General features: G+C 62.5%; 5 protein-coding genes. All 5 read right to left on the reverse strand.

The features are described 5' to 3' along the window. Positions 1-664: 664 nt before the first annotated feature. A complete protein-coding gene (locus tag ACN19L_RS20450; protein WP_426491297.1) occupies positions 665-5,851 on the reverse strand; it encodes a beta strand repeat-containing protein in 5,187 nt (1,728 codons plus the stop codon). Between the two features lie 14 nt (positions 5,852-5,865). Next, a complete protein-coding gene (locus tag ACN19L_RS20455) occupies positions 5,866-6,747 on the reverse strand; it encodes an IS3 family transposase (protein WP_426491298.1) in 882 nt (293 codons plus the stop codon). Beyond that, positions 6,744-7,046, reverse strand: coding sequence for a transposase (locus ACN19L_RS20460; RefSeq protein WP_223831499.1), 303 nt, complete (start codon positions 7,044-7,046; stop codon positions 6,744-6,746). The genes ACN19L_RS20455 and ACN19L_RS20460 overlap by 4 nt, the downstream gene beginning before the upstream one ends. Further along, on the reverse strand, positions 7,003-9,165 hold the full coding sequence (locus tag ACN19L_RS20465) for an FG-GAP-like repeat-containing protein (protein ID WP_426491299.1): 2,163 nt from the start codon (positions 9,163-9,165) through the stop codon (positions 7,003-7,005). Before ACN19L_RS20465 ends, ACN19L_RS20460 begins: the two co-directional genes overlap by 44 nt. 519 nt (positions 9,166-9,684) lie before the next feature. Next, the gene (locus ACN19L_RS20470) at positions 9,685-13,266 is read right to left on the reverse strand and encodes a beta strand repeat-containing protein (RefSeq protein ID WP_426491300.1); all 3,582 of its coding nucleotides are present in this window, start codon (positions 13,264-13,266) and stop codon (positions 9,685-9,687) included. Between the last annotated feature and the right edge of the window lie 47 nt (positions 13,267-13,313).

Consider the following 13,313-nt stretch of genomic DNA (forward strand, 5'->3'; position numbering starts at 1 on the left):
CTAAGCCACGGTGATGATTACCACTTGCAGCTGAAAAGTCCTCACCACCCGAGTAAGGTCCCGAGCTTTAACCGGCAGTACCGGTGCATGCTTGACTGGTCGCTCTGCCAAGAGTCGGCTTCAGGCGGAAACTCACCCCGCGTACAAGCTTTCGGTGCAGGGGCCGGGCAGGTCTTGGAACAATGTGAGGTCAGGGTCTTATAGTACCGGGACGTACTGCTATGCTAAGCGGTAGCCACGCATCAGGGCATAGCACAGTCCGGCGCACATCACCGACCCAGCCCCAGGGCGCGGCCGGGGTGGAATGCTGCTCGTAATACTGCAGGACGGCTCCTTGCAAGGCAATGAATTCGGTCTGATTGGCCAACCCAAGCCAGCGCGTAATGACGCAGGGCACGGATGGGTCGGCCAAGGCCATACCGTAAGTAGTCGCTATAATAGTCTGTTCGCACAGAGTAGTTAGCTCGACCATACGGGAGCGTCGCTGCAGGGTTATCCACCAGGCAAGGGGCAAGGAATAGTTGACATAGCCCCGACTGACGGCCGGGGCTATGTCGCTTAACAGATGCAGCTGTGTCTGAAGAACTGACTTTAAAATGCTGGCAATCGACAATGCTTCTAATTTGTCAGCCTGCAATGGAGTGCTCCCACCCTGCTCCCCTTACTAGCGGTAAAAGCGAGCTATGTAGACGTGGCCTTGTGTCAGCAAACGGACGCTGTACCATCCCGTTGCCAGAGTTGGCAGCATCACGCGGTCAATGGTCGACCGTATGGGAAGTGGGCTTACGACCAGTTGTCCCATGGCGTTGTAGATGCTAAGGGTAGCATCAGCCGTCAGCCTGCCCGTGAATTGATAGTGAAACTCGTTGTCAGTTAACTCAGTGGGGTACACAAAGAATGCTGGTGCCGGCTGGTGCTTACCGCTGGGCTGGAGAGCCAGTATTGTACTTGTCCTACCTAGCGTCCATACCCCGTTGAGTTGGGTGAGACCGGTACTGATAACTTTATTCACCGTTGAGTCATTCATGCTGGCCAGGGGCCGCCAGGGACCAGTGGTAGTTTCAGCGCTAAATGCTCCCAACCGGGATTTGTGAAGCCCCGCCAGCTCATGATTCCAGTAGGTAGTCTCTAGCTTCATATAAAGGCCCGTAGAGTTGGCCGCTTGGATGCTGAAGTAGCGCTGGATGCTGGTGCCAGCCGGTAGGAGAACGGACTGACCCGTGATCCTTCGTACGGTTGTGCTGCCGGGCAAGCCAGACCCACTGGACGTAAGGACTAGCCCCAGATTGCCAAAAGGGTAGTTGGTGCCGGTAGCCTGTATGTCTGCCGTACTTGTTACGGTACCTTCCACATAACTGGTTTCCGTTTCACTAAGCGTGGCTCCACTGGTGATCAGCTCAGTTGCACCGGTCAGCAGCCGGCCAGAGCGCAGGCGAACTGCGCCGGTGACAGTAGCGGCCCGTTGCAAAGCCAGTACTCCAACTGGCTTGTCCACCTCGAGTGACGTAAAGCTGGGCATAGTTGAGCCCATTAGCAGTTGGGTGCCCGAGCCTGTAAACACAACGGTACCGGACAGCTGGCTGCTACCGTTGTGCTGCCAATCACCGCTTACGCGCAGGGTAGCGGTAGCCGGGAGCGTCAAGGTGGCTCCTGCCGCAACAGTGAGCGTGCTAACCGCCTGTGGACCAGGGCTGAGAATGGGGTACGTAGTTAAACCGGCCGGGATAGTTGCATCGACGGCAGCCGTCGGTACAAGGCCACTCTGCCAGTTTCCGGGTGTATTCCAATCACTCCCGGCGGCTCCAGTCCATACGTAACGGGCCGGCTTATTATACACGATAAGCGCGCCCTCATGGGCCATGCTGGTCGAGTTGGCCGTCACTAAATCCAGCGTGCGGTTACCATCAAGGTCGGCCAACACCAAGCTGGTGGGGCCACTACCAACCGGCACCGTGGTCGTAAGGACAAATCTACCCTGGCCTTGGTTAAGACAAATGGATGCGCTGGCGGAGGATTCATTCACGGTTATCGCATCTAGGTCCCCGTCCCCATCCACATCCCCCAGTTTCAGATCGAGGGGATGACCGCCGACTGCCACCGGCGTGCCCACCGTAAATGTGCCGGTCCCGCTGTTGGTCAGCAGCACTACTGAGCTTTGCCCTGCAGTCGGACCATAGTCGTACTGAGCCACGAGCAGGTCCGGAGCCCCGTCACCGGTTACGTCGCCGAAAGCGACGGCACTCGGGGTGTTGAGTACTGGTATCAGCACGGGCGTAGCCAAGTTGCCAGCACCATCGTTAAGGCGCACGGCGACATTGTTGCCCGTCGCATTAACGGTGATTACGTCCACATCACCGTCATTGTCCACATCCCCCGCGGTGAGTCCCATCACCCGGCCGGTAATGATCGAGGTGGCTACGCCGAAGGTACCATCCCCCCGACCCAGACAGCTGTAGGCCCCACCGTAATTACAGCTGATCAGCAGGTCCTGGTTACCATCCCCATTCAGGTCAGTCGCTACAGTCATGCGCGCATTGGGCGTGGCCACAGTACTATGAAGCTGAAACCCCGCCAAACCGTCGTTGCGCCACACCTCCAGGTTACCCAAGGGCAGTGTGGCTACCAAATCCAGGTCACCGTCATTGTCCACGTCGACGCTGGTCAGGTAGGTGGCTGCGCCCAGCATCGTACTGGAACTGCTGGCAAAATTAGCATTCGCGTCGCCGTAGTAGATCGTCAGGAAGGCCGTGGGACTGGTGCGGGCGCTGGAAGCAGCCACATCGGGGTAGCCATCGCGGTTAAAGTCCCCCACTGCAACCCCAAAAGTGCTACCCGTGGTGGGCAGATACTGATGCCCGGCCGCAAAAGTACCGGGGGCCGGACCAGTAGCCATCGTGAACTGGGTAACATTGGGCCGGTCCACCGGCGTATTATCGGCAGCAGCGGCGGCTGATCGAACAATCACCTGAACGGTTTCGCCGGCCCGCAGCGCCTTACTGGGGGTAAAGGAGATTGTATTCGTACCGCCACCACTATAGGAGCCCGGCAATACCCCGAAGGACTGGCTGCCAAACAGACGCAATCCCGCCGGGCCGGCTGTTGCCGCATTCACCGCCCGGGAGAAACTGGCGGTAATGCTGGTGCCGGGCAACACATTCAGGCTATTGCCAGTTGGCGTTACCTGCACCACAGTGGGCGATACGGCAAAGGCGAACGGGGCGCTTGAGCCAGCTGCCGTAGTTACCCGTAGTGCCCCACTGCTGGCTCCAGCCGGCACGACGGCCATTAGCTGGGTGGCTGACCCGAAGGTAAACGGGGCCGCTACCCCATTAAAGCTCACTTGGGTAGTACCGGCAAATGTGGTACCCGTGATTGTCACGGGCGTGCCCACAACCGCCGTGGCGGGTGTCACGGCTATGATAGCTGGGAGCACCGCGAAGGCGAGGTCATTGCTGCTGCCATGGGGGGCTGTAACAACCAGCGGGCCACCGGTTGCGCCGGCAGGTACGCCCACCGTCAGAAGTGTGCCTGCCGCGTTTACCGTGAACCCGGTAGCGGTGACGTTGCCGAACGTAAGCCCGGTAGTTCCTTGTAGATTCGTCCCAGCCAGCGTAATCGTGGCGCCCACCGGAGCGGCCGCGGGGGCTACACTCGTTAGCACCGGGGCCGGTATGGTGAAGTTAACAGCGCTGCTACCACTGCCATGCGCAGTTACAACTTGCACGGGTCCCGTGCTCGCGCCTACGGGAACGGTTGCCGTCAACTGGGTAGCTGAGCCTGCCACAAACGGGGCGGACACGCCGTTAAACAGCACCTGAGTAGGTTGGTGCAAGTCGGTGCCGGTAAGGGTTACGCTTGAGCCAATCAGCCCACTGGTGGGCGTAAAGGCAACAATGATCGGAGCCGCCGTGTAGAGCAACCCGTTGCTGACCGTACCGCCCGCCGTTACCACTACTGGCCCGGTGGTAACCCCGGCTGGGGCTGCCACCGTCAAAGCGGTGCCTGCCGTATTCACCGTGAAGCCAGGAGCTGCTGTCCCGTTAAAACTGACCTGGGTAGTACCGGTAAAATTGCTGCCCGTGAGCGTAACCAGGGTACCTGGCCCCCCGAACGCCGGAGACACATTCGTAAGCGTAGGGCCAACCGTAAACGTCAGGCCGTTGCTCACCCCGTTAGGAGTCGTTACTACTACCGGGCCGGTCGTAGCGGCAGCGGGCACTGTCACGGTCAGCACTGTACCGGTACCGTTCACCGTAAACCCGGTAGCGGGAGCGCCATTGAATGTTACCTGACGCGCATCGTGCAGGTTGCGGCCGGCAATAGCCACCGAACTACCGAGGGGGCCGGCATCAGGGCTTAGCGTCGTAAGCACCGGGCCCGGGATAGTTAGGCTGGCGGAACTGCTGGCTGTGCCGGCAGGAGTGGTTACTCGCACCAAGCCGCTGGTCGCACCCGCAGGTACCACAAAGGTGAGTTGTGTTGCGGAGTTGACCGTGTAGTTGGTCGCTGCTGTGGCATTCACCGTTACCCGGGTAGCTCCCATAAGGTCAGTGCCCGTTACGACAACGCTGCTGCCAACTGGGCTGCTGCTGGGGTTTACGCTGGTAATAGTCGGGGGCAGGGTAAAGACCAGTCCATTGCCGGCCCCGTAACTGTTCGTAGCTACTACCGGGCCAGTGGTTAAGCCCGCTGGGGCGGTTACGGTGAGTTGCGTACCCGCCGCGTTTACGACAAAGCCCGCCGCTACCGCACCATTAAATGTTACTTGGGTGGTACCTGTCAGGCCCGTACCCGTGAGCGTTACCGCCGTGCCGGCAGGCCCGAATGCCGGGCTAATTGCCGTCAAGCTGGGGGCGCTGCTAAAGAGCAGCCCATTACTGCGACCTGAGCCCGTGCTCGCCACAACCGGTCCGTTTGTAACTCCTACGGGAGCCGTTACGGTTATCTGGGTTCCGGTGGCGTCAACTATGCCATCAGGAGCTGCCAGCCCGTTAAATGTCACGCCCGTCAGGCCCAGCAGGTTACTGCCCGTCAGCGTTACGACAGTGCCAGCCGGTCCGGCAGCGGGGGCAATCGCGGTCAGAACCGGAGCCGGGACGGTGAAGTAGGTGCTGCTGGCGGCAGTGCCTCCTGGCGTAGTCACGCGGACCAGGCCGGTGCTGGCTCCAACCGGTACGGTAACCGTCAGTTGGGTGGCTGATACGACGGTGTAGTTAATGGCCACCACCCCATTAAAGGTAACCTGCGTAGCTCCAGTCAAGTTTTGTCCGGTCAGGGTTACTACCGTGCCGGGACTGCCACTAAGTGGGCTAAAGCTGCTCAGCACTGGAGCCGCCGTAAAGAGCAGTCCATTGCTGGGCCCACCCGGCGTGGTCACCACTACGGGGCCGGTTGTTACTCCCGTTGGCGAATAAACCGAGAGGGAAGTAGCTGAGTTGGCGAAGAAGTAGCTGGCGGCTTTGCCGTTAAACGTTACACTTGTCGCGTCGTTCAGGTCTGTCCCGGTAATGGTGACGATGGTGTTTGCGGGGCCGCTGGTGGGACTCAGGGCCGTGAGTACCGGGGACGGGATAGTGTAGGGTGTGGTACTGACGGCCGTACCGGCAGTTGTCCGAACCCGAATGGGGCCGCTGCCTGCCCCGCTGGGCACCGTGACCGAGAACTGGGTAGCTGAATTACCGGTAATTGCCGAGGTGGTAGCTGTGCCGAACGTCACCTGATTGGTACCCGTCAAATTAAGGCCCTGCACCGTCACCCGGGTGCCCGCTGGTCCCGATGCCGGCGAAAACGAGGTGATAACGGGTGCCCCCGTAAATGTCAAGCCGTTACTCACCCCGTAGGGAGTGGTCACGTGAGGTGGTCTAGCTAAGCTGGACAGAGTTGGGACGTTGTTTGAAGGTGGAGTTCGAAATGGTTGGGAGCTTGGTAGCCGAGGGCGGAATGGCGTCGTTCGGCGTTGTAGTAGGCGATGTGGTGGCTGATTTCGAGCTTGGCTTCGGCCAGGCCGGGGAAACTGCCGCCGTCGAGCAGTTCGGCTTTGAAGCGGCTCCAAAAGGACTCGGCGTGGGCGTTATCGTAGCAATTGCCGCGCCGGCTCATGCTTTGCACGGCCCCGTGGCGGGCCAGTAAGTCCTTGAAGCGGGTGGCCGTGTACTGGCTGCCCTGGTCGGAGTGCACGACCAGCCCGGCCGGGGGGCGGCGCACGACCAGGGCGCGACGGAGCGCCTCGCTGACTAGGTCCTCCGGCATGGTGTCGCGTACGTCCCAGCCCACGATTTTGCGCGAGCAGCGGTCGAGCCAGACGGCCAGGTAGAGCCAGCCGCCGCCCTGGCGGGGCAGGTAGGTGATGTCGCCCACCCAGACCCGGTTCGGGGCGGTGGGGGCCGGCTGGCCGAGCAAGCGGTTAGGCGCCGCGCGCACGGCCGGGTCCGAGTCGGTGGTGCGGGGCACAAACGAGCGCGGCTGCTGGGCCCACAAGCCGTGCGCCTTTAGCACGCGGCGGATGCGCCAGCGGCCCACCGCGTGGCCTTGCGCCTGTACCTCCGCCCGCAGCCGGCGGGTGCCGTAGCGTTGGTTGTGGTGCGCAAATACCTCGCGCACGGCCAGTTGCCAGGCCGGCTCGACCACCGGCTGCTGCCGGCGGCGCTGCCACGCATAGTAGGCGGCCGGGGCCACGCGCAGCACCTGGCAAAGCTGGCGCACGGGTACGTGGGCCCGGCGTTGGGCGATGTGCTGGTAGGTGCTCACCGGGTCGGCTGGCCGAAGATGACCAAGGCTTTTTTTAAAATGTCGAGCTCCTGCTCGGCCCGTTTCAGTCGGGCCCGCAGGGCGCGCACTTCCGGGTCGCGCGCCACTTCCTCACTGCCCACTTCGGCCACGAGCTGCGCCTGCTGCCAGCGGTAGAGCAGCTTGGGGCTGATGCCCAACTGCCGCGCCGCCGCTTGGGTGCTGCGGCTCTCGCTGGCCAGGCGCAGGGCCTCGGTCTTAAACGCCTCGTCGTATTTACGCCGTTTGTCGGGCGACGCCCCGTTCTTTTTGGCTGTCATCACAGAAGAAATATACGTCCTTCTTCTGTCCGTCTTGCCTAGACCACCTCACGTATACCAACCCCGAAAGTACCCCGGCGGGAGCACTCACCTGCAGGCTGGTGCCACCCGCATCCACCGTAAAGCCCGGTGCCACTACTCCACCAAATGTGACGGCACTAGCATTTTGCAATCCTGCCCCAGTCAGCGTCACAATTGTTCCGGCTGGGCCGAAAGCTGGGGAGATCGTAGTGAGCGTTGGCGCCCCGGTAAACGGGATTCCATTGCTGGTACCATTGGGCGTTGTAACCAACACCAGGCCGGTGCTCACTCCAGCCGGAGCCGCCACCGTCAGTTGCGTGCCAGCAGCGTTCACCGAAAATCCCGGAGCGGCTGTGCCAGCAAACGTTACCTGCGTAGCTTCCAGAAACCCGGTACCCGTTACCGTGACGACCGTCCCCGCCAGCCCCTCGGTTGGGCTAACACTGGTTATGACGGGGGCAGGAACTATAAATCGGGTGGCACTGGTAGCTTGCATGCCCGGCATTGTGGTGACTTCGATGGGCCCGCTGATTGTTCCCGCCGGCACCATCGCCGTTACTGTTGTAGCCGAGTTCACCGTGAAGCTGGTGGCTGGCCTACCAGCAAAGCTCACCTGTGTAGTAGCGGCCAGATTGGTACCCGTCAGCGTGACGCTGCTGCCAATAGGGCCGCTGCCAGGCGCGAAGCTGGTAAGCGTTGGTGTGGCCCCGTTTAGATACACATTGATGCTACTGGTGCTGCCGGTAGGTGAAGGATTGGATCCGCCTATCAGGTCCAGGGTGCCGTCGTTGTTTACGTCGGCCAGGGCTACGTAGTACGCTCCGGATGAAATAAGCTGGCCGGGGCTGAATGTTCCACTGCCATTGTTGAGTCGTATATCACGGGTATTGCCGCTAACTGCCAGATCCAGATCTCCATCCCCATCCACGTCGCCCAGCTTCACATCCGTGGGAACATTACCGGTATTGAGGGTAGTGGCAGCCTGGAAAGTGCCAGTACCCGCGTTCGTATTCAGCAACACGGACACGTTGCTACTGTTCTGGTTAGCCGTCACCACATCCAGTGCTCCGTCACCGTTCAGGTCGCCGAGAGCAATACTGTTCGGCTGAAATCCGACGGTCAGTGTTGCCCCAGCCGTAAAGGTGCCGGTTCCGTCATTTAGGCGCATGAAGGCCCGGTTGCTCTGGGCCCCGGCGGTCACGTAGTCCAAGTCTCCATCCCCATCGATATCTCCCACTGCCACGCCTACCGGGGCACTTATATTGAAGTAGTTACCCCTTGTGGTGCTGAAGGTCCCATCGCCCTGACCAAAATGGACAAATACGCTACCGGATGCGGTGCAGGCCACTACCATATCCAGGTTGCCGTCCCCATCCAGGTCAGCCGGCGCAATTGTGCGTACGTCGTCGCCAGTCCGAAAAGGGCGCAAGGTTGTGAATACGCCGTTCCCGTTATTTTGCATTACGACCACTTGTCCCCCATTGCCTACCAGCAAATCCAGGTCACCATCGTTGTCCAAGTCAGCGGAGGTCAGGAAATACGCCGGCCCCATCGCGTAATCGACTGGGCTGCCGAACGTACCGTCGCCCAGCCCGAAGCGCACCTGCACCTTCGAGGTGGTATACTGGCTGCAACTGGCCAGATCTAGGTTTCCGTCCCCGTTAAAGTCGGCGGCCGTCACTCCGTAGGTGTCTCGTGTAGCTGTCAGGACTTGGCCTGGTAACCCAAACGTGCCGGGGGATGGTGTGGTGGCAACGGTGAATTGAGTTAACGAAGCCAGTGGTAATGCCTGCCCTGTTGCACTCAATGTACCTTTTAAAACATCAACCTGCACTGTTTCACCAGGCTTAAGGTGCTGGGCTGGCTGAAAGGTGGCAGTAGTGGTGCCGGCTCCACTGTAGGTGCCAGGCAGCAAACCGCCACGCTGGCTGCTGAAGACCCGCAGGCCGGTAGTGGAAGCCGCGGCAGCCTGCATGGGCTGGGAGAACGTAACCCTTACGTTCGAGTTCACCCCGGCCGCGATGGTATTGCGGCCGGGTGCCACCGTTACAACCTGTGGTGCCTGCGCCCAGGCCCGCTGCCCAGTTACTACCAGCACCAGAGCGGTAATGCAGTATGAAATTCGAAATAAACTCCGGTGTAAAGGTGACCGATGGTGGCTGGAGTCCCTTGGTAACTTGACCTTACCAGAAGGTTGGGTGTAGAGATGCTTCATTCACTTGGGAATAGATATCAGCTAGCAATGGAATGATCGACTAGCAATGGATTGTCTGTGCAAAATTCAGCTGTCTTTACTAATTGAGCAAGCCTGAAAAATTTTAATAACCAAGAATATACAGCTTGAGAACGGCGGATCAAGCACCTCTGCCTTGCAGGCATGGTAGTCGATCTCTTGGCGTAAGGGGGCTTTTGTTGAAAGTTTGGAAAAACCACCAGGAGAATGATCGGTCTACACATTCGGGCCTACGTTAAAAGCAGGGTCCTTGTACTCTGCTCAGCTGAAAGCTAGTAGCAGCGGCTGAGCTACCTCCCCCCTTCGTAAGAAGTAGCTGGTTAAAACACGAAAAAAGGCCACCTGATTGGATGGCCTTTTTTCGTGTTTTAACCAGCTACTTCCCTACCGGGTTAGTACCAGGCGGGCGTGCAGAGGTGCGACGCCGGCACCGCTCAGCCGCAACACGTACGTCCCGGCGGGCAACCCCGCCGGCAGGCGCAGACCTAGCTGCTCCACCTCCGCGCCGGGGCGCAGGGGCTGGGTGTAGAGCTGCCGGCCGGTGTTATCAAGTACCTGCAGCGTCAGGGCCTGCCCGGCCCGGCCCGCTACGGTAAGCGTCAGCGCCTGCACCGCCCCGGCCGGGTTCGGAGCCAGGGTGAGGGAAGCGGCCAATGCTGCACCATTTTGCGGACCCACCGCGACTACGCTGCTGTAGTGCAGGGTGCCGTCCTGGTCCTGCTGCTCCAGGCGGTAGTAGAGCTGGCCGGCCGGGGCCGTCGCGTCCAGCGCCTGGTACTGGCGGGCCTGGCTAGTAGTGCCCGCCGCCGCCTGGCTGGCGACCGAGGTGAAGGTGCGACCATCCAGGCTGCGCTGCACCCGGAAGCTCTGGGCCCCGATCTCCTGCGCCGTGGCCCAGCTCACTTGGACCAGCCCACTGGCGTGGCGCTGGGCCGAAAAGCGGGTAAGCGTGACCGGCAGCGGGGTGGAAAAGGCGCGGGCGGCCGAGTAGCTGTTGGCTACGCGCAATCCGTCGAGCAGCAGCGGGGAGGTATTGGAGCCCTGACGCAGGGCGACCGCGCCGATGCTGCTGGGAGCCGACGTGGCGGATTCCGTGCTGGTGGCCCCGGCCACGGCCGGCTCGCTCTGCCCCGGATTCACGTACAGCTTCGTTTCCGCCCCGGAGGGCCCGAAGGTGTAGCGCATCACCAGCAGGTAGGTGGTATTCAACTCGTAGAGCGTAGGGTCGTACTGGGTCGTAGTGCCGCTGCCCGATACGCCGAACTGGATTTTCCCCCCGCTGGCTGAGCGCACGAACAGGCGGGCCCGGAAGGTGCTCACGACCGGGTCGGTGCTCAGGTGCAGGAAGTAGTCGGCCGTGCTGGCCGAGCTGACGCTTACCAGAGCCGAGGCGTACACGGCCGTGCCGGCGGCCTGAGCCGGGAAGGTGCGGCTTACGTCCTCCCCCGAGGCCGTCAGGGCAGCGGCGGCATTCACAGCAGCCGGGCGGTTGAAGCCCGCTGCATCGTAGCCGCTGTAGGCCAAGCCCGGGGCGCTGAGCAGGATGGCATTGGTGCCGGGGAAGCTGTGGGCCGTCCAGCCGTGGTCGGTGAGCCGGTCCCCGGCCGGGTAGTCGAAGTTCTCGGCCAGCAGCAGGCCCGCCGGCAGCGGGGGCGTGGACAGGGTCAGCTCCCCGTGGGGGGTGAGCAGGTAGTTCTCGGCCCCGCTGGTATTGTCGTCGTTGTAGTCGAAGACGGCGAAGGTGTACTCGGTGTCGGCTGTCAGTCCGGTGACAGTAACGCTGGCGGCGCTGCCGGCCAGTACCACGTAGGTGCCGGGCGTGGGCTGGTCACCCTGCCCGAAGGCGCTGTTGCCGGCGTAGGTTGTGCCGTCCGTGGGCTGGAACCCGAGGGCCGGGCCGGGAGTGGCCAGCAGCAGCTGCTTGGCCCCATCGCCCCCGCTGATGGTAAGCGTTACGCTCGTGGGCGAAACGGTGGTGGCCGTGAGGGTGCTGCCCTGGGTGGGCTCGGCGGCCAGGGTCACGGCCGGGGTAGTGAAGCTGACCTGCTCCCCGTAGCTGGTGCCCTGCGCATTGGTGGCGTAGGCCCGCACGTAGTACGTGGTGTTGGGCACAAGGCCGATCAGCTGGCTGGTAAACGTGCCGAGGCCGGTGCCGTCCTGGGTGAAATCATCCTGGGTAGTCGGGGCCGGGGTGGTAGCGTAGGCCACGCCCCGGGCCGTGACGGGGCTCCCCCCATCCTCCTGCACTTCCCCCCCGCTGGTGGCTGCCGAGCTGGTGACGGCGGAGGGGAGCAGGGTGCGGACGCTGGGCGGGTACACCGGGCTGGTGCCGGCGCCGGAAACGGCAATGCCGGGCAGGGAGCCGGCTCCGGGCGAGGAGACGCTGATACTGCCGCTGTAGGCCTGATCCAGGGCGGGCAGGAAGCGCACCTCCACCGTGGCCGACAAATTACCCCCGGCGGGGGTGAGCGTGAGAGCGGCGCAGCTAAAGGCGCCGGTGCCGGTGCGCAGCTGGAAGCCGGCGGGCGGGGTTAGGGTAACATCCCCGGACAGGTTGCTGCCGGTCAGGGTAACGGGTTTGGCGATGGAGGCGGAACCCGTGGCCACGCTGCCGAAGTCGGGCACCGGGTTGGGGCTGGCCGTGACCGTGGGCTGGGGGGCACTCACGCTAATTGTCACCGGGGCGCTGGTCGCCGACACGCTGCCGCAGGTGCTGCTGGCCTGGGCGACCAAGTAGTAGGTACCGGCCACGCCGCCGAAGTCGGCGCCCTTCGGCGTGTACGAGGCCGCAGTGGCCCCGCTGATGGCCGTGGTGAACGGGCCCAGGCTGCTGGTGCCGTAGGTCCAGGCGAAGGTAGAGGGTGCCGTCGCCGAGGCGGTAAGGGGCGAGCCGGTGCCGGTGGTGGTGATGCTCTGCCCCGCGGTGGAGTTGAGGGTGACGCTGTTGCTAACCGGGGGATTCGTGACGGTCAGGTCGGCCGTGTTGGCGCTGCCGATGGTGCCGGAGGCGGCGTGCACCACCCGGATGCGGTAGCCGCTGCCGGCCGGGGTGCCCGCGGGCAGAGTAGCAGCAATCGGCGTAGCGGAGCCGGTGCCGATCAGGTTCTGGGGCAGGTCCGCGGCAAAGGAGCCGCTGGCGTCGGAGAGCTGGGCGGCAAAGGTGCCTGACAGGCCACCGGTTACGGCATAGGGTACCGACACAGCCGTGCCCGCTGAGCCGGTTACGCAGAAGGGGCTGCCCGCAATGGTACCGGTCGTGATTTTAGGCGTAACGGGGCCGGCGGCAGTTGCCGTTACAGCCAGGTTGTCGAGGCTGATTTTCGGACGGGAACCGGTCGGGTTCGTGCCCCCGGCGGTGGGCACGATGTAGAAGCGGATTTTAGCCGTGGCGCTGTTATCAAAAGCGGCCGGCAGGGCCAGGGCGCTGAGCTGCCCGGAGGAAGCCGCGTTGTTGGTCAGCACCACGCTGGAGCCAGGCAGATCCACCCAGGCTCCATTGGTGCCGGTATTGGTTTGCAGCTTGAAGGTGCTCTGGCGGTTACCGGTGGAATTATTCACCTCGGCCCAGGTCAGGGAAATCGTGCCGGCCGTGGTGCCGGTAAAGTCCAGGTTCAGGTCGAAGGCGGCGGCGTTGGCGTTGTCGCTGCCGGTGGCCAGCAGCACAATGGCCTGGGTACCCTTCTGCACGCCCCCGCTGGTACCGCTATTAAAGACTTGGTTCTGGTTGGGCAGCGTGGGGCTGGGCGCGGCCGCAGAAAAGGGGGCGGCCCCGGTTCCGGAGGCGAAGTTATCGGCCCAACCACTGATCTGGCTGAAGTTTTCGGCGTAGTTGCCGGTGCTCAGGGCGTAGGGCGTCTGGGCCTGGGCCCCGAGGCTGAGCAGCAGGGCGGGCAGCAGGGCCGGCAGCAGGCGCGCCAGGAGTCGCCCTGCCAGGACGCGCGCGGGGTATGAGGTAGAAAAAGTCATGGGATAAGTCGGGAAGGAAAACGGGAGAAGGCGGGCACAGACGCTCC

This window comes from Hymenobacter sp. 102, assembly GCF_049949205.1.
GTDB lineage: Bacteria > Bacteroidota > Bacteroidia > Cytophagales > Hymenobacteraceae > Hymenobacter.